Genomic DNA, 20,590 nt, shown 5'->3' on the forward strand with positions numbered 1-20,590 from the left:
ATTCTCAGTCTAACGAACAATTCGTAATTCATAATTAAAAAATTTGTAAATCATAAATTATCATGGGTTATAAAAAACCATCGTTTATAGAAAATATAGCAGAAAAATTAGGAATTATTCCAAATCTGCACAAAGAAGGATATCAAGAATTTGATGGCGATATGCGTCAGTTTTCTGACGAAGAAGTAGCACAATTATACGAAAATTTTCCTCCACCAGAAAAGTGGGATAATTGGGTAGAATACAATCCGAAAGTATGGCCTAGAAAAGAGAAAAAAACATACCAAATTGTACCTACAACTTGCTTTAATTGTGAAAGTGCCTGTGGTTTAACAGCTTTTATTGATAAAGAAACACAAGAAGTAAAAAAGTTTGAAGGGAATCCTTTTCATCCTGGAAGTAGGGGTAGAAATTGTGCAAAAGGTCCTGCTACCATTAATCAGGTTACAGATCCAGACAGAATTTTATTTCCACTAAAACGAAAAGGAAAAAGAGGAGACGGAGAATGGGAACGCGTTTCTTGGGATGAAGTTCTAGATACTATTGCAGCTCGAATTAGAAAAGCAATTTTGGAAGATCGTCATAATGAAATAGCGTACCACGTTGGAAGACCAGGTAATGAAAAATTCATGAACTGGATTTTACAAGGTTGGGGAATTGATGGACATAATTCGCATACAAATATTTGTTCTTCAGGAGCTCGTTTTGGATATAATTTATGGTATGGTTACGATAGGCCATCACCTGACCATGCAGAAGCAAAATTTATTTTATTGATATCTGCACATTTAGAATCGGGTCATTATTTCAATCCGCACGCACAACGTATTATTGAAGGAAAAATGAGAGGCGCTAAATTAGCGACCATGGATCCCCGTTTATCGAATACTGCTAGTATGTCAGATTACTGGTTACCATCATATCCAGGTACTGAAGCAGCTGTTTTATTAGCTATGGCATTAATAATTTTAGAAGAAGGATTATACAACAGAGATTATTTAGAAAATTGGACTAATTGGAAAGAATATTTACAAGCTCGTCATAGCGACAAAGAAATTACATTTGAGAATTATATTGCTGCAATGATTGAAGAGTATAAAGAATTTACTCCAGAATATGCAGAGAAAGAATCAGGTGTAAAAGCGGATATGATTGTTGAAATTGCACATAAAATTGGGGAAGCCGGTGAACGATTTGCATCACATAACTGGCGTGCTGCAGGAGCTTCAAACTTAGGAGGTTGGGCAGTGGCTCGTTGTTTACATTTCTTATCGGTTTTAACAGGAGCTGTTGGAGCAAAAGGAGGAACTTCTCCTAATTCGTGGAATAAATTTAAACCAACACAACCAAATCCACCTGCACCACAAAAAAAATGGAATGAATTGCATTTTCCAAAAGAATACCCACTAGCTTTCTTTGAAATGAGTCAATTATTACCACATTTCTTAAAAGAAGGAAGAGGGAAAATGGATGTGTATTTTTCACGAGTATTTAACCCTGTTTGGACCTATCCTGATGGATTTACTTGGATGGAAATGTTTTCTGATGAAAGTAAATTCGGATTGCATGCAGCATTAACTCCAACATGGAATGAAACTGCTTTTTATGCAGATTTTGTATTGCCAATGGGACTAGCATCTGAACGTCACGATTTAAATAGTTATGCTACACACGGAGGAACTTGGGTAGCATTTAGACAACCAGTATTAAGAGAGGCAGCACGTAGAAATGGAAAACCAGTGAAGTTAACCTATGAGGCAAATCCAGGAGAAGTTTGGGAAGAAGATGAATTTTTCATTGAACTTTCTTGGAGAATTGACCCTGATGGAAGTATGGGAATTCGCAAAACATTTGAATCTCCATACAGACCAGGAGAAAAAATTACAATTGATGAATATTACCAATATATTTTTGAAAGAATTAAAGGATTAAATGAAACAGCAAAAGCTGATGGATTTACAGGACAGTTTGCTGCTCTTGAGTACATGAAAAAGTATGGTGCTTACGAAATTGAAAAAGGTGAGTCCTATAAAATGAATGAAAATCTTCTTACGGAAGAACAACTAAAAGGCACTAGAGTAGACCCAACTAATGATGTAATTTCAAAAGATGGAAAACCTATTGGAGTGATGATAAATGGTAAACCTTGTGTAGGGTTCCCTACGCCATCTCGTAAAAATGAGTTTTATTCGCAAACTATGGTAGATTGGAAATGGCCAGAATACGCTACTCCAACATATATCAAAAGTCATATTCATAATGATGTGTTAGATAAATCAAAAGGAGAATACGTGTTAGTTCCAACATTTAGATTGCCAACATTAATTCATTCCCGTTCAGGAAATGCAAAATGGCTGGTTGAAATTTCCAATAGAAATCCAATTTGGATGCATCCTGATGATGCAAAAAAATGGGATTTTAAAACAGGAGATTTGGTAAAAATGAATACAGATATTGGCTATTTTATTGATAAAGTTTGGGTAACACAAAGTATGAAGCCTGGAGTTGTCGCTTGTTCACATCATATTGGAAGATGGAGAAGACCACAAGATAAAACAGGAAATCGTTGGGCAACCAATACCGTAAAAATTGAAGGAGATGGGAAAGGAGCATGGAAAATGAATACCATTTCAGGTATTAAACCTTTTGAATCTTCTGATAAAGATTCTAAACGAATTTTTTGGAAAGATGGCGGTGTGCATCAAAATATAACACACGCCGTTCATCCTGATCCAATTAGTGGTATGCATTGTTGGCATCAACGAGTACGAATTGAAAAGCCAGAGAAAGATGAAAAATATGGAGATATATTTGTAGATACTAATAAATCGCACGAAATTTATAAAGAATGGTTGGCTATGACACGGTCAGCTCCTGGACCAAATGGAGAGCGAAGACCATTGTGGTTTAACCGAGCTTTTAAACCAGATGAATCGGTTTATTACATTGAAAAGAAAATTAAGAAATAAAAATTTAAGTAGTTAGTTGTAAAAATCTACCATTGATGAAATTGTTAATAGCAGATTTTTAGTTTATAGAGGTTATGAAAACGTTTTCGTAATGAAAGCTACTAAATTAATAAAATAATAACTATCCATTTTTTTGCCTACTAGGCAGTACTTATTTAATTTTGCGTTTCTTTATTGTGAGTCTCTAAACTTAATTAGTAAATTATCTCACACAATTTTAGAACACTTTTTAGAACTGGATGATAACATGAAAAAACGAATTTTAATAGTAAATAGTGGAGGAGATTGTCCAGGAATGAATGCAGTTATTAGAGCCATTGTAAAACGTGCTGATAATGATACAAATTGGGAAGTAATAGGTAGTATTAATGGTTTTGATGGAATTTTGAAAGAACCCTTAGAATTACTTCTACTTGATGAAAAAAGAGTTAGAGGAATTCATTTTGAAGGAGGCACCATATTAACAACAAACAACAAACGAAATCCTTTTAATTTTCCTGTTAAACAAGAAGATGGTTCTATAGAAAATGTAGATTTAAGCGATAAATTATTTTACAATATTAGAGTTTTAAATTTTGATGCTATAATTCATATTGGAGGTAATGAATCTCATAAAATTTCCTATAAATTATTTAAAAAAGGGATGAATATTGTTGGAGTTCCTAAAACAATAAATAATGATTTATCTGTAGCAGATTATACTTTTGGCTTTCAAACAGCAGTACAAGTGGCAACAGAAGCTGTTGATAAATTAGTAACTACGGCAAATTCTCATAGTAGAGTTTTAATTTTAGAAGTTATGGGGAGAGATGCAGGTTGGATAGCTTTACAAGCTTCAATTGCTGGTGGTGCTGATATTTGTTTAATCCCTGAAATTCCTTTTACAATGAATAAAATTGTAGAAAAATTAAATACTAGGTATGCTATAAATAAACGTGGATTTGCTATTGTTGTGGTTGCTGAAGGTGCTTATTTAAAAGGAAAATCTTCTGAAATTAACCATAGGGGAATAGCTCGTAAAATCGCGAATAAATTAAGGAATTTTAATTTTGAAGCAGATATTAGAGAAACTATTTTAGGGCATTTACAACGCGGTGGAACACCAACTGCTATTGATCGAATTTTAGCTACTGAATTAGGTGTAAAAGCTTTTGAATTAGTGAAAGAAAAGAAATTTGGAACTATGGCAATTCATCATAATACGGAGGTTTTATCTATGCCATTAAAAGAAGTAATTAATAAATATAATAAGGTTAATTTATCACATAATTTAATAAAAACAGCAAAAGGAGTTGGTATTAGTTTTGGAGATTAACCCATAAAAGAAATTGAATAAATAAAAAATAGACAATTATGAAGAAAAGAGCATTAGTATTAACAGGTGGAGGAGATTGTCCAGGTTTAAATGCAGTTATAAGAGGAATTGTTAAACGAGCAGCTCAAACTAAAGATTGGGAAGTTGTAGGTAGTATTCAATCTTTTGATGGCGTTTTACAAGAGCCTACGGAAATTATCAATTTAACTGACAAGGTTGTTGCAGGTATTCATTATCAAGGAGGTACAATTTTAGGAACTACAACTAAAGGTGGTCCGTTAGCTTGGCCAGTAAAAGAAAACGATGGAACCTGGTCTTTTGTTGATAGATCTGATGAAATGATTCGAAAGTTGAAAAACATGGGTATAAATGCCGTAATTAATATTGGTGGAGATGGATCGCAACGTATTTCTCAAACATTATTTGAAAAAGGTCTAAATATTATTGGTGTACCAAAAACTATTGATAATGATTTATCGGCCACGGACTATACTTTTGGCTACCAAACCGCTGTTCAAATAGCAACCGAAGCCGTGGATAGGTTGGTAACTACAGCCTCTTCACATAATAGAGTAATTATACTTGAAGTTATGGGACGCGATGCGGGTTGGATTGCATTAAGTTCAGCCATTGCTGGAGGTGCCGAAATTTGTTTAATCCCTGAAATTCCTTATGAAATCCCTAAAATATTAGAGGCTATTAATAAGCGAATTATAGACGGAAAAGGACATGTAATTATTGTGGTTTCAGAAGGAGCTAAACAAAAAGGAGGTGAAGTTTTATCAGCTAAAAGTGATGAAATAGGTAATGAAAATTTAAAATTAGGAGGAATTGCTAATAAATTATTAAATGATTTAAAAGATGCCGGATGCGAAGTAGATATGAGAGAAACTGTACTCGGACATTTGCAACGCGGAGGTGTTCCAATTGCTTTTGATAGAGTGTTAGCTACTCAATTTGGAGTAAAAGCGATGGAATTAGCCATTGGTGGAGTTTTTGGTAAAATGGTTGCCTACAACCATCCGGATGTAGTTTCAGTGCCTTTTTTAGAAGCTATTAGTAAATACCATTATATAAATCCACAATCGGCATTAGTAAAAACAGCAAAAGGAATTGGGATGAGTTTTGGAGATTAACAATTTAATAAAACCCATAATATTTTTTTTGAATAGAACTAAATTGAATTTTACTAAATACAAGAAATTCTATTAGTTTTGTAGTACGTGAAAAACAATCAAAAATATTCCAATTTAATAAAACAAGAAGCAAAACGATTAGGATTTGAAAATTGTGGTATTTCCAAAGCCGATTTTTTAGAGGAAGAAGCCAAAAATTTAGAGATGTGGCTTAAAAACGGTTATCATGGCAATATGCAATACATGGAAAATTACTTTGATAAACGGCTTGATCCACGACTATTGGTTGACGGAGCTAAATCGGTAATTAGTTTATCCTTCAATTATTTTCCTGAACAAATTCAAAACAATGATACTTATAAAATAGCTAAATACGCTTATGGTGAAGATTATCATCATGTATTAAAATCAAAATTAAAAGAACTTACTATTTTTATTCAAGAAAATATTGGTGAAGTAAACGGAAGAGCTTTTGTAGATTCTGCTCCTGTTTTGGAGCGTGCTTGGGCACAAAAAAGTGGTTTAGGTTGGCGAGGAAAACATTCGTTATTAATTCAAAAAAACAAAGGCTCTTTTTTCTTTTTAGCTGAGTTGATATTGGATTTAGAATTGGAATATGATACTCCATTTAAAACGAATCATTGTGGGAAATGCACTCGTTGTGTGGATGCCTGTCCTACTCAAGCAATTTTACTAAATAATACTGTTGATGGAAGCAAGTGTATCTCCTATTTTACCATAGAATTAAAAGAAGAAATTCCAAAATCAGTAAAAGGAAAATTTGAAGATTGGATGTTTGGTTGTGATATATGTCAAGATGTTTGTCCGTGGAATCGATTTTCAAAACCACATTATGAAGAAAAATTCATCCCAAATCCAGATTTATTAACCAGTATGAAAAAGGATTGGGAAGAAATTACTGAAACTGTTTTTAAACGAGTTTTCAAAAAATCAGCTGTAAAGCGAACAAAATTTGCTGGACTACAACGCAATATTAAATTCTTAAAAAATTAAGTAGATTCTCTTATGATTAAAGAGGTTGGTAATACCACTTTTTGAAAAGAGAATTCAATATCATTATTCATCTTTTTAATTTCATCAATTAATATTTCTGTAGCTTTTTTACCCATTTCAAAACTAGGTTGGTTTACGGTGGACATTTTTGGTGTAACCACTGAAGATACTAGCCAATTACTAAAACCAAATACAGCAATATCTTCAGGAATTTTAATATTAATTTTATTAAAATATTTATAAACACCAATAGCAATAAGATCTGTAATTGCAAAAACAGCATCAATATTAGTATGTTCTTTTAACATTTTTTGTGCATTTAAATACCCATCGTTTATGTCATCATTATTTGGGTTTACATACACTAAATCAGGATTGTAGGGTATATTGTTGTCAATTAAGGCCTGTTTATATCCTAAAAATCGATCAATTGAATTTTGAGCAGTTAAAACCCCACCAAAATGGGCAATTCTTTTATAACCTTTATGAATTAAATAACATACTGCATCATAAGCAGCTTTTTTATCATCAATAATAACTTTTGAACAATCAAAGGATTTTATAATTTTATCGAACAATACCACAGGAATTCCTTTTTCTAAAACCTTATTTAACCGTTCTTTTACTCCTGTTTCATTTGAAACGGAAAGTAGAATTCCATCAACCTGTTTATTTTTAAGTAAATTCAATTGTTTTTCCTCTAAATCAGCTTGTTCCCCAGATTGTAAAATAATCACTAAATAATTGTTATTTTCAGCTTCTTGAATGATGCCATCAATAACTTTAGAAAAAAAATCATGTACAACGGAAGGAACAATTACGCCAATTGTTTTGGTTTGATGCGTTCTTAAACTTGATGCAATACTATTTGGTTTATAGTTTAGTTTTTTTGCAAGTTTTAAAATTTTTTTTCTAGTTTTTTCACTTACATCAGGGTAACCTTTAATCGCTTTTGAGATGGTGCTTTTAGATATTTTTAATTTCGCAGCTAAATCATTGATTGTTGTTCTTTTTAAACCCATTTAGAAATAATTTTATCAAAAAATAATATTTTAATGAATACACTTTTCAGTTTTTTTATCAAAAAAATAAATTTTATCTAAATTAATATTTAAAGTAATTGTATCATTTAACTGATACATTTTATCGGCTGAAACTTTACTAATAATTAGATTATCTAATCCTGAAACTGTTAAATATTGCTCGGCACCCAAAATTTCTAATGACTCAATTTTTCCTTTAAAAGAACTCACTTTAGAAAATTTTTGAATGCCCACGGCCTCTGCTCGAAAACCTAAAATAACTTTTTTGTTCTCATATTTCAATAAAACAGAAGATGTATTAATCTCAAAATTTAGTTTTTTATGATCCTCTACAAAAAATAAATTATCATCTTCTTTTGCAATTTTACCTTCAACAAAATTCATAGGAGGTGTTCCTATAAAACCTGCTACAAATTTATTGGTGGGATGATTATACAAATTCATAGGCGTATCATATTGTTCTAATTTCCCTTTATTTAAAACAGCAATTCTATCACCTAAAGTCATTGCTTCTACTTGGTCATGAGTAACATAAATTATTGTTGTTTTTAAGGATTTATGTAGTTTAGCTATTTCGGTACGCATTTGTCCACGTAATTTTGCATCTAAATTTGACAAAGGTTCGTCAAATAAAAATACTTTTGGTTTACGTACTATAGCACGACCAATAGCTACTCTTTGGCGTTGCCCGCCAGACATTTCTCCAGGGCGTTTTGTTAATAATTTTTCTAATTCTAAAATTTTTGCTGCGGCCATAACACGTTCTTTTATTTCTTCTTTTTTCACGTGTTTTATCTTTAATCCAAAAGCCATATTATCGTAAACTGTCATATGTGGATATAAGGCATAATTCTGGAACACCATTGCAATTTCGCGAAGTTTAGGATGCAATTGGCTTACCTCTTTTTCATCAATATACAATTCACCTGAACTGATTTCTTCTAATCCAGCAATCATCCGTAAAGTTGTTGATTTACCACATCCCGATGGACCAACCAAAACCACAAATTCTTTATCTTTAATGGATAAATTAAGATTTGTAACCGCTTTTACACCAACTTCATATTCTTTTTCGATATTGATGAGTTTTACTTCTGCCATTGCTTATTTTTTTAAATTAAAAGGTTCCTTTTAAAGAGTCTTTAATATTGTATTGTGCAATCCCTGTTAAAGGATCTTGAGGATAGTTGTTACATAATTCCGCTAAAATATCTTCATGCGTTATTGCTACATTCATAACCGTATCATTACCTGCATAGTAAATATAAATCTCTCCATTTTCCTTTCGGATAGCCCCACAAGAAAAAACGACATTAGGTACGTGAACATAATCTGTTTCAGCTACTTTACAATCTGCTTTTGAAGGCATTAATATTGGAATATTTGACACTTTTACTTTAGAAACATCTTCTAAATCGTGCAAAGCCACACCTAAACAATAAGGATTTCCATCCATAGTACCTCTAACACCGTGAAAAATATTTAACCAGCCGTGTTTTGTTTTAATAGGTGTAGCACCAGGACCAATTTTATCGGCAAAAGCACTTGGCATTCCGTCTTGTTTCATAATTGGTTTTTCAGTATTCACCTCCCAATTATTAAGGTGATAATCGTCCGAAATTCCCAAACAAATTTGTTTAAAAACCCCACCAGTATGATCATCAGTAGCATCGTTGGGTCTAAACAAAGCATAGTATTTATTGTTTACCTTTTCTGGAAAAATAACCACATTACGCATATCTGTTTCTAAAACAGAACCATATCTTTTAAAGGTTTTAAAATCTTGGGTAATGGCTATTGATACACGGACACGGTTCTGAATTTTGTTATGATAGGCACTATAAGTTATGATGTAATCATTTCCAATTTTGGCAATTCTGGCATCTTCTAATCCGCCCGATTCATTTTCAATAATTTCTTGTTTATTTGCGTGTTTTGCAAAACTATTATTTAAATCGCAGGGCAACATAGCGGGTTGGTCATCAACTTTCCAATTTGTTAATCCGTCTTTGCTTCTGGCGATGCCTAAAATTGACATCCCATTTCTTAAATGTGAACGAAACAACATTAAAACTTCATCGTTAAAAATTGTGATGCCCGCATTATGAACAGTTATTACTTTTAAATGTGGTGTTGTCCACACTTTATTTACGTCGTGACAAGTTAGTATCGGGTTTTTATCAAAACGATATACCACATTTGATAAATTTAAAGCTATTTTTTTATTTTCTATATTAATTATTCTTTCCAATTTTAATTGGTTTTTGTGATTGAATTTACAGCAGCAATACTCAACAATGCTTCAATAGTTGATTCTGCTCCTGAATTTTTATTAATTTTAAATTTTGACAAAATTCCATCAAAACACCGCCCATTTTTCGAGTTATACATTTTTGCTGAGGCTATGTTTTTGCCATCAAACCAACTCATCCATTTTAGGGCATTCTTTTTATATTTAATTTCTCCTGTTTGTTTATAAGCCTCAACATTTGCATAAATTATAGGTCTGATACCATAAGCAATTTGTGGAAATATATTTGATTTTGTAATTTGAGTTTCGCCGTTGATGCTACTGAACTCAATATCAGAAAACATTTTATGTTCCCATAAATAATGATAAAAATGGTTGATTTCAAACAAAGCTACATTGGTATATTTTTTTTCATTTAACGATGCACCGACTTTTAGCAAGGCAAAACTTTGCAGATTTCCGTATGCGTGCCATTGATTTTCCCAACTTAAAAAAGCACCTTTGGCAATCCCATCTTCAATTTGCATTTGTAATATGCCATCGGCTAAATGTTTTATGAGTTTTAATATTTCAGGATTTTTGGTTCTTTTATAATTTAAAGTTAAACCAACTAATAAAATTGAAGATTGGTCTGCAGCAGACTCAAATGGTAATTGCGTTGGAACTTTAATGCCTTGAACCGTTTTTAGCCCAACTGGTAAATTTTTTAGATACAACTCTATATTTGGAACCAATTTATCGATAGTTTTTTTTACTTTGCTAGCAAGAATTGTATCTCTATTTTGTAACTTTGGCAATACGGCTTCCAAAGCCCAAAAAGCACGCCAAGACCACCAAGAAGGTTCAGCTATGCTAGTTTTATAATTTGTATTTATACTCAAATCTTTCCAAATAAAATTATTAAACCAACCATTTTTATTTTGCATATACAACAAAAAAGAAGTCAGCTTTTTAGATTTTTGTATTTGATTTTTATCTTGTGACAACAATATTAAAGCTCTTGCAGCATCATCAACACAAGCAAAACCTTCTTTGGGTTCTATAGCATATTTGTAATTAGGATAATTGCTATAAATATGAATAATTCCACCATTTTCGCCATTTGGTAAAACAACCTCTTTATATAAATAATCAAGATGTGCATAATTTAAAGTTGGTTTAACCTGTATCTTTTCTTGACATCCTGTAAAGGAAGATAGTAATAAAAAAAGTATAATATGCAACTTTAAATTTTTCATTAATTAGGTGTCATTTCATTTAATAATTCAGTTAAAGAAAGATTTACAAAACTTGAAGCCGAGTCTGACATAGCATATGGAATTACCAAATTATCATTTTGTAATAATGACCCACAACTGTACACTACATTGGGGACATAGCCTTCACGCTCAGATTCATTTGGTGCTAACAACGGTTTATTTAAAGTAGCTATAATTGTTTCAGGATTATATAAATCTAACAAAATGGCACTTATTACGTAGCGTCGCATAGCACCAACTGCATGGGTTATTAATAACCACCCTTTTTTGGTTTTAATAGGAGAACCACAATTACCTAATTGCACTAAAGCCCAATTTAATTTTGGTTTCATAATTATTTTATGGTTATCCCAATTAAATAAATCATCGGAATACATCATGGTTAAATTTTCTCCTCCTTGCCTAGCAGTCATCACATATTTTCCATTTATTTTTTCTGGAAATAAGGCAAACCCCTTGTCACTTACAGATTTACCATACATAGTGCGCAGTTTAAAATGTCTAAAATTTTTGGTGATAATTAGCTGCGGACTTATTTTATGACCATTATAAGCAGTGTAAGTGCCAATGTATTCCTTAGCTCCATTTTCATCGGTAAAGGTAACGAACCGAACATCTTCTATTCCTTTAGATTCGCCTTTGGCATTTGGAAAGATAACTCGTTGTGAAATAGGAATTGATTTATCAAAAATAACATCGTAATTGGTGTCGATTATTTCAAATAATATTTCTTGCGTTATTTTATCATATTTTTTAAAAACGCCTTTTTGTTCTAAAATATCATAATCTTTTTGCGTAAAAGAATCATTAAATTCATCAAAAATATCCTGATTAAAATGTTCAATTATTTGAGTTCTTTTTTTATAAGTCTCTTTATTATATATTTTATTACTATATTTTTCTGAATTCATCGCAAATTTTGGATTAGCATCCGTTAACGAAACTTGTCCATTTTCATCTAACACACCACTAAAAAATGAGATAGACGAAATATGCTCTTCACCCACAGAGCGTAAACTAATTACTACTTGTTTCCCTTCTTTATCTGGGGTCTCATTATGATTAAAAGCCACTATAGAAGGATTGAATAAAGCTGCTGCTTCAATGGCATATTCTTTTGTAAAATAAGCTCCTATCAATAATTTTTGATCATCAGAAACCTTATATTTTTCAGGAATTGATTTTTTTACTATATTAAAATGGTTAATAAAAGTATCTTCTAAATTTAGATGACGATGGTTAAAATTAAGAAGTACATCTTTGTAAACGGATTTAACTTGATTGATGGGTAAATCTAAAACACGCATTACCAAACCTTGTACTCTATCTTTTGTTATATAAGTATCCATGCCAAGTTTGTTATACAGTAAAATAACACGTTTTGGATTTGTTTTTAAAACAGTTTTTGATCTATTTATTTTTATCATTTATTATTATTTAATTCCAGAACTTGCCATACTCCTGATAAAGTATTTTTGAAAGAATGTGTATGCTATAATTATAGGTAAAGCTAATAATACTGCCGAGGCTAATTTAACGCCCAATTGCCCTTCGGCTCTACCGCCAACCGAGAATAAAGTTACCAATTGCGGCATGGTCATTAATTGTTGATCTCTAATAACAATTAAAGGCCAAAGCACCTCATTCCACGTTGACATAAAGGTTAAAATCCCTACCGTTACAATGGTTGGTATAATGCTTGGAAAAAGGACTTGAAAGATAATTCTCATATTGTTACATCCATCAATTTTAGCAGCATCTATTAAAGCTTGTGGGGTAGAAATAAATGCTTGCCTAAATAATAAAATAGCAAAATTATTTATTACAAAAGGAATAATTAAGGCGGCATAATGATCTACAAAACCTAATTTTACCATTGTAATATAATTGGGAATCAAAGTTATTTGAAAAGGCAAAGTCATTGTAAATATTATAATATAAAATATAAAATCTCTTCCAATAAACTTGGTCTTAGCTAAAGCATAACCCACCATTGCACTAAAAAATATGACACAAAAAGTGATAATACTTGATACGAGGATGCTATTAAACAGGGCACGACCAATAGGAATTTTACTAAACATACTTATATAATTATGTAAAGTAAAATGTGCAGGTAAAAAAGTTAAACTACCTATTTCAGTTTCTGGTGAAATTGATGCTATTAACATCCAAAAAAAAGGATAAATAAATGCAATAGCAAAAACGATAAGTATTATATAAATTAATGCTTTTTTCATAGGTTAATAATTTTTTTCTAAAAATCGTTTTTGTAAAACAATTACTAGCAAAATAAAAATGGCAAAGGTAAATCCTAAAGTAGCTGCATAACCCATATGATAAAAGTCAAAAGCTTGTTTGTATATATATAACACCGAAGAAAGTGAACTATTTAACGGCCCTCCACCTGTCATAACATAAGGCTCAATAAATAATGAAAAACCACCAATGGTAGAAAAAATAACTACCATAAAAATGGTTGGGTTTAATGCCGGCAAGGTTATGTATTTAAATTTTTGCCAATCGGTTGCACCTTCTAAATCGGCTACTTCATAATAATATTTTGGAATGGTTTGCAATCCCACCAAAAATAATACAATATAAAGTCCAACATTTTTCCAAGTTGCCATAATTGCAATGGATGGCATTGACATTTTTTCGGTAGTTAACCAACCAATTCTATCTAAACCAATATCGGTTAAAAGTCTGTTAATAAGCCCGCTATTAAAACCATAAAGTTGTTGCCACATAATTGTTACTACAACACCTGATACAATAAACGGTAAGAAAAAAGCCGCCCTAAAAAAACTACTAAATTTAATTTTGGTGTTTAGTAAAACTGCAATTCCTAATGAAAAAACGAGTTGTAGTGGAATGTGAATCGCTAAAAAATAAAGTGTGTTAATCAGGGATTTATAAAAAAGACGGTCGTGAAGCATCTTTTCATAATTATATAATCCACTATATTCCATCGGCGAAATAACATTCCATTTATGAAAGGTTAAATAAAAAGAAAACAATACGGGAAAAGCCACAAATATCAAAAAAAACAAGACATAAGGCGAAACTAATAAATAAGGACCTATTTTAAATTTTCGTTTAGTCATTAGTTTGTAGTTTTAAAATTACCTAACAATATATTTATCGCTTTTTCAGCTGCATCTAAAGCTGCTTTTGGTGTCTTTTTATTATAGACCACTGAGGCTTCATACTCGTCAGAAATAATGCTCAAAACTTCAATCATAAGTTCACAATTATCAGTACCATAAACGTAATTAGATTGCTTGATAAAAGGAACAATTTTTGGATGGGTTTTAAAGTAATCTTGAAATAAAATAGATGCTTCCATTTTTTGACGTCTTGGTAATTGCTCCGTTAAGGATAATAATTTTAAATCGCCTTTCTCGCTAATTAAAGTTTTTATAAACGCCCATGCTTTTAGTGGGTTTTTACACGTGTTAAATATTACAATATTTTTAGGATCGGCATAAGTATATACAGGACCTTGATGTGAATTTGGTACAGGAATGGGTGAATATCCAAATTCAAAACCTTTTGGTTTAAATTTATTGGTATAACTAATATCCCAAGGTCCCGTCCATTTTGTGGCATATTGACCCCCTAAAAATTTATCACTTCCAGTGGCATTATTTTCTTTAGCAAAGTATTGTTTTTTATATAATTGTTGTAAAAAAGTTAAAACTTCTAGTGCATATTTATTATTAAATACAGGTTTATTATTTTCTATTAAATGTCCACCATTAGAGGCTGCTAAATACAAAGAATAAAAATCAAATAAACGTTGATACCAAATATTTTTTATAGATGTATTACCTATCCATTGATCAATATAGCCATCGTTATTAGTATCTTTTGAAAACATTTTTCCTGCTTTTAAAAATGCCTCGTATGTTTTTGGTGCTGTTTGTAATCCAATTTTGTCCATTTCTTTTTTATTATATACAGACATTATCGGATTTATTTTCCAAGGAATTTGGTAAATATGCCCGTCGGTAGAAGTGATTTCTTTTAGCACTTTTTCGCCACTTCTTTTTTTAATAAAATCTACAAATCCTTTTATGGTATCCAACTGTACCAACACACCTGATTTGGCATACATTTCTACCAAACCTTGCCACATATTGGCATAAATATCAGGTGTCGTTTTACCAACTACAGCAGCCATTAAAACCTCTTCGCTAGATTGCCCTTCTGGAATGGGTTGAAATTTAATTTTATTTGTGTGGTTATCATTCCACTTTTTAACAAAGTAACGAGTAAAAGTTATTTCTTGCATGTTATTAGAAGACCAATACGTTAATTCATTTTTTGTTTTTTGGTCAGTGCTACAAGCACTGAATGCAAAAACAACGAATAGTATTGGTATTAATTTTCTAAACATTTTCAATAAAAAATTTGAATAACCTTGTAAATGTACTAGTATTTTCTAATTTGATTACGAAAATTTTCGAAAAATTGATTTAACAAATGTTTTATATTTTAATTTAAGGTTATTTAATTTTTATATAAAAGATTTAAAACTATGAATTACGATATCGATTTATTGTTGAATTCAAAATCCAATTCTTATTACAGCCAATACTAAGTAGTAGCTATCAGCCTATTACAATAGTTTTAAATACTTTAATTTTAACTTTATATTACAATTTAAACGTTTCTATTTTTCTTACCTTTATATAGATAAAAATAATGTGCCTTATGAAAGAAATTCAGATTGCTAATATTTCAACATTTTTACCTAGAGAATGTGGTATAGCTACTTTTTCAAATAATTTGTTAAAGGCTATAATTTCAAATAATTTAAACAATAATATAAAAATAAATCCTTTTGTAGTTGCTATAGATAAAGATACAGATGGGTTTGTTTATCCAAAAAATGTTAAGCATACTATTCGCCAACATCAATTATCAGATTATATAAATGCGGCTAAATTTATTAATTATAGTCATGCCAAAATGTGTATAATACAACATGAATTTGGTATTTTTGGTGGAGATAGTGGTACTTATATTTTATCACTTATCCATAATTTAAAAATACCTTTTATTGTTATTTTTCATACCGTATTAGAAGAACCTACTTATACTCAAAAAACAATTATCCAAAAATTAAGCAACAAAGCTAGCAAGGTTATTGTTATGAGTAATTTGGGGATTAAATTCTTAAAAAATATTTATGGAGTTTCTGAAAGAAAAATATCAAAAATTGAACACGGAGTGCCTGATTTTAAATTTAACGATACTAATATCACGAAAAAAAGGCACGATTTTAAAGGTAAAAAAGTACTGCTAACCTTTGGATTGTTAAATAGAAATAAAGGAGTTGAAACTGTTTTAAAAGCACTTGTTGAAGTTGTAAAAAAACACAAGAATTTTGTTTACATCATTTTAGGAAAAACACATCCTAACGTTATAAAAGAAACTGGGGAAGAATACAGAAATTATTTACATCAATTTGTTCAAAAACATGCGTTAGAACCCTATGTGTATTTTTATGATCACTTTGTAACGGATGAAGAATTATTTGATTATGTTTCTGCAACTGATATTTATATAACTCCGTATTTAAATAAAGCCCAAATGACAAGTGGACCACTTTCCTACGCCGTTGGTGCTGGTTGTGCTGTAATTGCAACGCCTTTTTGGCACGCCGAAGAATTGTTAGCAGATGAAAGAGGTTTACTTTATGATTTTGGAGACGCTAAAGCTTTATCTAAAATACTAATTAATTTACTTGATAATCCTGATAAAACACTTGCTTTACAAAAAAAAGCGTATGTATATGGTAGAACATTAATTTGGCAAAAAGCTGGAGAACAATATGCCAATTTAATTCAGGATATTGTTAAACACAAAAAACAAATTAAAACTGATGAATATCCTGTTTTTAACCCAATGTTACTTCCTGATTTTTCTTTAAAACATGTTAAACGATTAACTTATAATACAGGCATTATTCAACATGCAAGCTACAATGTACCAAATTTAAAAACAGGATATTGTATTGATGATAATTCACGAGCTTTACTAATGACTATAATGGCTTGGGAGCAACTCAAAGATGAAGATGCACTTGAATTATTACCTAAATATTTAGGTTTTATAAATTATATGCAAAATGATGATGGTACTTTTAAAAATTTTCTAGGATTTAATAATCAATATCTTGATGAACAAGGATCAGAAGATTCTTTTGGCAGAACTATTTGGGCTTTAGGTTATTTAATACGGCGATCCCCTAATCCTGGATATTTTCAAATGTCTTTAGAAATTTTTATGAAAGCACTTCCTAATTTTAAAACGCTAAAAGAAATTAGAAGTATTGCATTAACAATAAATGGATTATATCAATATTTGAAGCGTTTTCCAAGTGATGAAAAAATGATAAGTTTACTTAAAAATTTAACCAATAAAATAGTTTTAAGTATTAATAAAGGAAAAGATAAAGACTGGATTTGGTTTAACGATAAATTAACCTACGCCAATGGTATTGTTCCTTTATCGCTTTTATATGCTTATAAGATATTGAAAGATGTCAAAATATTAAATTTAGCAGAAGAAGTAATTCATTTTTTAGAAAAGATTAATTTTAAAAATGATTATCTTGAAATTGTTGGAAATAATGGCTGGTATGAAAAAGGAAAAGAACCTGCTAGCTTTGCTCAACAACCTATAGATGCAACAGTATTAACCCTTGCGTTTTATCAGGCTTTTAAAATAACAAAAAACAAAGCTTATTTAAAAAAAATGTATGCTTCCTATTTATGGTTTTTAGGAGAGAACAGATTAGGAATTCCACTTTATAATTTTGACACTATGGGCTGTGCTGATGGTCTCGAAAGTTATGGAATAAACAAAAATCAGGGAGCAGAAAGTACCATAGCTTACTTAATAGCACATATAAAAATTTTAAAGGCTTTAGATAATAGCATTACACATTAACTCTACCCGCTGTGCATTATGATAAAATTCCGTCAATTCGAGTAAATTTTAGCCTTTTTAGGCTTAAAATTAGTATCGAGAATAGGTTTTTTATTTACAAACAGCCAGTTCTCGATACAATTTTTTATCAAAAATTACTCGAACTGATGGAACAGTAAGTTTAAAAAGTTATAATGCACAACGGGTATTAACTCTATTTAAACATGGTGATATAAAATTAATATTTTAAGAAAAATCTTATTCAAATACCATTTCATCAAATAACTCATCCAATGAAATGGTTGCAAATGTAGATGCATAATCTGACATTGCATAAGGAATTATTAATTCATCATTTAAAATAATTGAACCACAGGAATAAACTATATTAGGTACATAACCATCTCTTTCTTCTTCATTTGGCATAAGCAATGGTTCTTTTAATCTTGCAATTACCTTTGAAGGATCTTCTAAATTAAGAAGTATTGCTCCTAAACTATATCTTCTCATCGGACCAACACCATGCGTTATTAATAACCAACCTTTTTCTGTTTCAAGAGGTGAACCTGAATTACCTACTTTTGTAAATTCCCAAGGAAAAGTAGGCTCTTGTATTTTTTTTGCATTTTGCCAAACATTTAAATTATCAGAAAACATGATATAGTTGGCATAACCATCATAACGTGAAATCATGGCATATTTACCATTAATTTTTCTAGGAAAAAGTGCCATTCCTTTATTTATAGCATATTTACCGTTAAGAGGTTCTATTTTAAAATTATAGAAATCTTTTGTTTCTAATAAGGTAGATAATATAGCACGACCATTATAGGCTGTATAAGTTGCATAATAGGTTATTTTGCCATTATCATTAGTAAATCTTACAAACCTAGCATCTTCAATTCCATTAGTTTCTGAATAGGAAACTGGAAAAATTACGCGTTCAGATAAAGCAGTATCTAAAGAATAGGTTGTTTCATAATGTGAAGTTGCAAACCATTTTATTCTATTTATTTCATCTTTATCATATTCAGACAACTTTTCATCTTTTAATACTTCTACAATGCTACCCATAAGTTCACCATAAATAAACTTATCATTAAGCCTACCTAAAATATTATTAAGTATAGCTCCATCATGTTCAATTTCCTCAAATTTTTGTTTAAATCTTTTTTTGTCATAAACATAACGTTTTATAGTTTCAGGTACATCAACAAGATATCCTGGATCAACAACAGCAATTTTATTATTTTCATCAATTATGGCGCTTCTAAAAACTATAGAAGAAATATGTCCTTCACCTGTAGCTCTAAAACTAATAATTACTCTTGTTTCACCCTCCTCTAAATTAAATTGATTAGGATCTAATACAATTGATGGATTAAAAAAAGCAGCAGATTCTATAGAATATTCCTGCGTAAAGTAAGCTCCAATAAGTAATTTTTTCTTTTTAGAAATACCTTTATAATTAATCTTTAGTCTTTTAACTATTTCTTTAACTTCAGCATAATTTTTTTTCAGAATCTTAGAGATGTTTCTATGACGTTTAGAAAAGTTTTTTAATATTTGATCTAATACTAAATAGGTTTCTTCTTCTGAAAGATTTAAAATGTTTTTAATAATCATTTCAACTCTTTTATCACTACTAGGTCTGTAAAAGCGAGTGATAATTCTTTTAGGGTCAGGATAAAAACGAAATTTATTTCGTTTAACAGTTAATGACATAATCTTGAGGTGAATAAATAAATACAAACAAAGGTATTTATTAAATTTTATTTCTATCTACAATTATTATTATTTTTTGTATTTATCAATGTCTTCCTTCTAAAATTTTCACAACATCTTTTAATGTGAAACCTTTTGCTTGTAGTAAAATTAAATAATGAAACAGCAAATCTGCACTTTCATTTAAAAATAAATTATCGTCATTATCTTTGGCTTCAATTACAACTTCAACTGCCTCTTCACCCACTTTTTGAGCAATTTTATTAATCCCTTTTTTAAACAATGAAGCAACGTAGCTTTTTTCTGAATCAGCAGCTTCTCTTCTACGTTGAATTACATTTTCCAACTCCGATAAAAAACCGAAGGATTGGTTATTTGTTTCTCCCCAACAAGTATCTGTCCCTTTATGGCAAGTTGGTCCAGCTGGATTTACTTCAATTAACAAAGTATCCTTATCACAGTCGTTTTTTATAGAAACTACCTTTAAAAAATTACCACTTTCTTCTCCTTTAGTCCATAACCTATTTTTTGTTCTGCTAAAAAATGTAACACTATTCGTTTCAACTGTTTTTGAGTAGGCCTCAGCATTCATATAACCCAACATTAATACATTTTTAGTAGTTGCATCTTGAATAATAGCTGGTACTAAACCATCGTTGTTTTTATTAAAATTTATGTTCATAATTTTATTTTTTGGTGATTGAGCGGAGTCAAAATCACAATTGTTATTATTACCGCTTCGACTCCGCTCAGCGTCCAATCAATTTTACAATCGAACTGGTATATTATTGTTTTTTAATTCTTTCTTTAAATCTATTATTTCTATTTCTTTAAAATGAAAAACACTAGCAGCCAAAGCTGCATCTGCTTTTCCTTTTATAAACACATCTGTAAAATGTTGTATATTTCCTGCTCCACCTGACGCAATTATGGGAA

At 30.6% G+C, this 20,590-nt stretch carries 16 protein-coding genes; 5 read left to right on the plus strand and 11 right to left on the minus strand.

Annotated elements, in window-relative coordinates; translation table 11 throughout:
* The first annotated feature begins 62 nt into the window (after positions 1-62).
* The 4 genes from L3J60_RS07780 (at position 63) to queG (ending at position 6,434) form a co-directional block, all read left to right on the plus strand.
* Positions 63-2,969, plus strand: coding sequence for a molybdopterin-dependent oxidoreductase (locus tag L3J60_RS07780; protein WP_291974931.1), 2,907 nt, complete (start codon positions 63-65; stop codon positions 2,967-2,969).
* A 247-nt stretch (positions 2,970-3,216) separates the two neighbouring features.
* Positions 3,217-4,284: an ATP-dependent 6-phosphofructokinase gene (locus L3J60_RS07785; protein WP_291974932.1), complete on the plus strand. Its 1,068-nt coding sequence runs from the start codon at positions 3,217-3,219 to the stop codon at positions 4,282-4,284.
* Positions 4,285-4,322: 38 nt separating this feature from the next.
* Positions 4,323-5,420, plus strand: coding sequence for an ATP-dependent 6-phosphofructokinase (locus L3J60_RS07790; RefSeq protein ID WP_291974933.1), 1,098 nt, complete (start codon positions 4,323-4,325; stop codon positions 5,418-5,420).
* Positions 5,421-5,507: 87 nt separating this feature from the next.
* Positions 5,508-6,434: a tRNA epoxyqueuosine(34) reductase QueG gene (gene queG / locus L3J60_RS07795; RefSeq protein WP_291974934.1), complete on the plus strand. Its 927-nt coding sequence runs from the start codon at positions 5,508-5,510 to the stop codon at positions 6,432-6,434.
* Here the strand turns inward: queG and L3J60_RS07800 are convergent.
* Genes L3J60_RS07800 through L3J60_RS07835 form a run of 8 tightly spaced genes read right to left on the minus strand, consistent with a single transcriptional unit; the run spans position 6,431 to position 15,389 of the window.
* Positions 6,431-7,456 (minus strand): LacI family DNA-binding transcriptional regulator, encoded by a 1,026-nt coding sequence (locus tag L3J60_RS07800; RefSeq protein WP_291974935.1) that lies wholly within the window; start codon positions 7,454-7,456, stop codon positions 6,431-6,433. The two genes, queG and L3J60_RS07800, sit on opposite strands and share 4 nt — an antisense overlap.
* Positions 7,457-7,486: 30 nt before the next feature.
* Positions 7,487-8,578 carry a sn-glycerol-3-phosphate ABC transporter ATP-binding protein UgpC gene (gene ugpC / locus L3J60_RS07805; protein ID WP_291974936.1) on the minus strand — a complete coding sequence of 364 codons (1,092 nt, stop codon included), beginning with the start codon at positions 8,576-8,578 and terminating at the stop codon, positions 7,487-7,489.
* Between the two features lie 16 nt (positions 8,579-8,594).
* Positions 8,595-9,728, minus strand: a complete 1,134-nt coding sequence (locus tag L3J60_RS07810; protein WP_291974937.1) for a hypothetical protein — start codon at positions 9,726-9,728, stop codon at positions 8,595-8,597.
* A 2-nt stretch (positions 9,729-9,730) separates the two neighbouring features.
* Positions 9,731-10,966 carry a hypothetical protein gene (locus L3J60_RS07815; RefSeq protein WP_291974938.1) on the minus strand — a complete coding sequence of 412 codons (1,236 nt, stop codon included), beginning with the start codon at positions 10,964-10,966 and terminating at the stop codon, positions 9,731-9,733.
* A complete protein-coding gene (locus tag L3J60_RS07820) occupies positions 10,966-12,414 on the minus strand; it encodes a glycosidase (RefSeq protein ID WP_291974939.1) in 1,449 nt (482 codons plus the stop codon). Before L3J60_RS07820 ends, L3J60_RS07815 begins: the two co-directional genes overlap by 1 nt.
* 6 nt (positions 12,415-12,420) lie before the next feature.
* A complete protein-coding gene (locus tag L3J60_RS07825) occupies positions 12,421-13,227 on the minus strand; it encodes a carbohydrate ABC transporter permease (protein WP_291974940.1) in 807 nt (268 codons plus the stop codon).
* A 3-nt stretch (positions 13,228-13,230) separates the two neighbouring features.
* Positions 13,231-14,094: a sugar ABC transporter permease gene (locus L3J60_RS07830; protein ID WP_291974941.1), complete on the minus strand. Its 864-nt coding sequence runs from the start codon at positions 14,092-14,094 to the stop codon at positions 13,231-13,233.
* Entirely contained in the window at positions 14,094-15,389 is a 1,296-nt protein-coding gene (locus L3J60_RS07835; RefSeq protein ID WP_291974942.1) for an extracellular solute-binding protein, read from the minus strand. The genes L3J60_RS07830 and L3J60_RS07835 overlap by 1 nt, the downstream gene beginning before the upstream one ends.
* Positions 15,390-15,706: 317 nt before the next feature.
* Between L3J60_RS07835 and L3J60_RS07840 the strand changes: the two genes are divergently transcribed.
* The gene (locus L3J60_RS07840) at positions 15,707-17,950 is read left to right on the plus strand and encodes a glycosyltransferase family 4 protein (RefSeq protein WP_291974943.1); all 2,244 of its coding nucleotides are present in this window, start codon (positions 15,707-15,709) and stop codon (positions 17,948-17,950) included.
* A gap of 237 nt (positions 17,951-18,187) precedes the next feature.
* On the opposite strand, the gene L3J60_RS07845 is transcribed toward L3J60_RS07840, so the two are convergent.
* The 3 genes from L3J60_RS07845 to L3J60_RS07855 form a co-directional block, all read right to left on the minus strand.
* Positions 18,188-19,654: a glycoside hydrolase family 130 protein gene (locus tag L3J60_RS07845; RefSeq protein ID WP_291974944.1), complete on the minus strand. Its 1,467-nt coding sequence runs from the start codon at positions 19,652-19,654 to the stop codon at positions 18,188-18,190.
* A gap of 85 nt (positions 19,655-19,739) precedes the next feature.
* Complete coding sequence (gene hisIE / locus L3J60_RS07850) at positions 19,740-20,336, minus strand: bifunctional phosphoribosyl-AMP cyclohydrolase/phosphoribosyl-ATP diphosphatase HisIE (RefSeq protein WP_291974945.1); 597 nt, start codon at positions 20,334-20,336, stop codon at positions 19,740-19,742.
* Positions 20,337-20,420: 84 nt separating this feature from the next.
* Positions 20,421-20,590, minus strand: a 170-nt coding sequence (locus tag L3J60_RS07855; protein ID WP_291974947.1) for a HisA/HisF-related TIM barrel protein, incomplete at its 5' end; no start/stop codon positions are given.

Source organism: Lutibacter sp. (assembly GCF_021647475.1).
Taxonomy (GTDB): Bacteria; Bacteroidota; Bacteroidia; order Flavobacteriales; family Flavobacteriaceae; genus Lutibacter.

Bases quoted from the DNA above. Each gene is read 5' to 3' on its own strand.
- L3J60_RS07780 (WP_291974931.1), top strand. From the start codon at position 63: ATGGGTTATAAAAAACCATCGTTTATAGAAAATATAGCAGAAAAATTA.
- L3J60_RS07785 (WP_291974932.1), top strand. From the start codon at position 3,217: ATGAAAAAACGAATTTTAATAGTAAATAGTGGAGGAGATTGTCCAGGA.
- L3J60_RS07790 (WP_291974933.1), top strand. From the start codon at position 4,323: ATGAAGAAAAGAGCATTAGTATTAACAGGTGGAGGAGATTGTCCAGGT.
- L3J60_RS07800 (WP_291974935.1), bottom strand. From the start codon at position 7,456: ATGGGTTTAAAAAGAACAACAATCAATGATTTAGCTGCGAAATTAAAA.
- ugpC (WP_291974936.1), bottom strand. From the start codon at position 8,578: ATGGCAGAAGTAAAACTCATCAATATCGAAAAAGAATATGAAGTTGGT.
- L3J60_RS07815 (WP_291974938.1), bottom strand. From the start codon at position 10,966: ATGAAAAATTTAAAGTTGCATATTATACTTTTTTTATTACTATCTTCC.
- L3J60_RS07820 (WP_291974939.1), bottom strand. From the start codon at position 12,414: ATGATAAAAATAAATAGATCAAAAACTGTTTTAAAAACAAATCCAAAA.
- L3J60_RS07825 (WP_291974940.1), bottom strand. From the start codon at position 13,227: ATGAAAAAAGCATTAATTTATATAATACTTATCGTTTTTGCTATTGCA.
- L3J60_RS07830 (WP_291974941.1), bottom strand. From the start codon at position 14,094: ATGACTAAACGAAAATTTAAAATAGGTCCTTATTTATTAGTTTCGCCT.
- L3J60_RS07835 (WP_291974942.1), bottom strand. From the start codon at position 15,389: ATGTTTAGAAAATTAATACCAATACTATTCGTTGTTTTTGCATTCAGT.
- L3J60_RS07840 (WP_291974943.1), top strand. From the start codon at position 15,707: ATGAAAGAAATTCAGATTGCTAATATTTCAACATTTTTACCTAGAGAA.
- L3J60_RS07845 (WP_291974944.1), bottom strand. From the start codon at position 19,654: ATGTCATTAACTGTTAAACGAAATAAATTTCGTTTTTATCCTGACCCT.
- hisIE (WP_291974945.1), bottom strand. From the start codon at position 20,336: ATGAACATAAATTTTAATAAAAACAACGATGGTTTAGTACCAGCTATT.